1 protein-coding gene is annotated in these 1,956 nt (G+C 63.1%); it reads left to right on the top strand.

The window, feature by feature from the left end; genetic code table 11:
• The first annotated feature begins 39 nt into the window (after nucleotides 1-39).
• Nucleotides 40-1,857: a glutamine--fructose-6-phosphate transaminase (isomerizing) gene (glmS, locus tag AWB67_RS36980; protein WP_087660760.1), complete on the top strand. Its 1,818-nt coding sequence runs from the start codon at nucleotides 40-42 to the stop codon at nucleotides 1,855-1,857.
• Nucleotides 1,858-1,956 lie beyond the last annotated feature (99 nt).

A 1,956-nucleotide genomic window follows, 5' to 3' on the forward strand; every position in this document is an offset into this window, starting at 1 on the left:
GATTCGCGAAGCGGACCAAACCATCGTCGGAGGACGAATATGTGTGGAATCGTGGCGGGGGTCGCGGAACGCAACATCGTTCCGGTATTGCTCGAAGGCTTGCGGCGTCTGGAATATCGCGGCTATGACTCGTGCGGCGTCGCCGTGCTTCGGAACGGCACGCCCCATCGCGTACGCAGCCTGACGCGCGTTCGCTCACTGGACCAGGAGATCCGCGAGACGGGGGTCGAAGGCGCAACGGGCATCGCGCATACGCGCTGGGCCACGCACGGCGCACCGGCGACCCAGAACGCCCATCCGATCTTCTCTAAAGACGAGATCGCGATCGTTCACAACGGCATCATCGAAAACTTCGAGGGGCTCAAGACTTTGTTGAGCGCCGCAGGCTATGAATTCGCGAGCCAGACGGATACTGAAGTCATTGCCCATTTGATCCACAGCCACTACAAGGGCGACCTCGCGGACGCCGTGCGTCGCGCTGTGACCGAGTTGCGCGGCGCCTATGCGATTGCGGTGTTCTGCAAGTCGGAACCGGGCCGGGTGGTCGGTGCACGTTACGGCTCGCCACTCGTGATCGGGCTGAGCGGCACGGAATCGTTTCTGGCATCGGACCCGCTTGCGCTGTCGGATGTCACCGACCGCTTCGTGTTCCTCCAGGACGGCGACATCGCCGATCTGTCCTGCAACGGCAACCGCATCATGAATCGCGACGGCGAGCTGGTCGTGCGCGAGGCGCGCACGCTGCGCCATCCGCCGGCCGAGGCAGCGCTCGGGCCGTATCGCCACTTCATGCAAAAGGAAATCTTCGAGCAGCCGCTCGCCGTGGCAAAGACGTTCTCCCGCAAGAGCGCGTTCGACGCGACGCTCTTCGGCGCAACCGATCCGCACGCGTTCGCTCAGATCGACCGCATCCTGCTGCTCGGCTGCGGCACGAGCCATTATTCCGCGATGACCGCGAAAACGTGGTTCGAATCGATCGCGAAGATTCCGACGCAAGTCGAGATTTCCAGCGAATACCGCTATCGCGAGACGATCCCGGGAAAGAACACGCTCGTCGTGCCGATCTCGCAATCAGGCGAAACCGCTGACACGCTCGGCGCGCTGATGCATGCGCAATCGCTCGGTCACGAACACACGCTGGCGATCTGCAACGTCGGGACGAGCGCGATGGTGCGGCAGTCGCGCTGGTCGTTCATCACGCAGGCGGGCGCCGAGATCGGCGTCGCATCGACGAAGGCGTTCACCACGCAGCTCGTCGCGCTCTTCCTGCTCGCTGTGACGCTCGGCCGCTCGCGCGGACACGTCGACGAGCAGCAGGAAGCGGAGTACCGAACGCAGCTCTCGGGCCTCTCCACGGCGCTGCAAAGCGTGCTCGCGCGCGAACCGCAGATCATCGCGTGGGCGCAGGAACTCGCGCGCACGGATGACGCCATTTTCCTCGGCCGCGGATCGCACTATCCGATCGCGATGGAAGGCGCGCTGAAGCTCAAGGAAATCTCGTACATCCACGCCGAAGGCTATCCCGCCGGCGAACTGAAGCACGGACCGCTCGCGCTCGTGACCGAAGCGATGCCCGTCATCGTGACCGCGCCGAACGACGGCTTGCTGGAAAAGCTAAAATCGAACATCCAGGAAGTCCGCGCGCGCAAAGGTCAGGTGTACGTCTTCGCCGATGCCGACGCGAACCTACAGAACGAAGAAGGCCTGCGCGTCATCCAGATGCCGGAATATTACGGTCCGCTGTCGCCGATCCTGCACGTCATGCCGTTCCAATTGCTCGCGTATCACACGGCGTGCACGCGGGGCACCGACGTCGACAAGCCGCGCAACCTCGCCAAATCGGTGACGGTCGAATGATGCGCGGGTTTCGGTTTCACGAAGACAATCAACGATGAGCACGATAAGGGTGGGACTTCTCGTCGACGACCTGGCGGTCCCAGCATGGGTGAATCACAT

The organism is Caballeronia terrestris (assembly GCF_001544515.1).
Classification (GTDB): domain Bacteria; phylum Pseudomonadota; class Gammaproteobacteria; order Burkholderiales; family Burkholderiaceae; genus Caballeronia; species Caballeronia terrestris.

Coding starts and splice junctions, on each gene's coding strand:
- glmS (WP_087660760.1), top strand. CDS start 40: ATGTGTGGAATCGTGGCGGGGGTCGCGGAACGCAACATCGTTCCGGTA.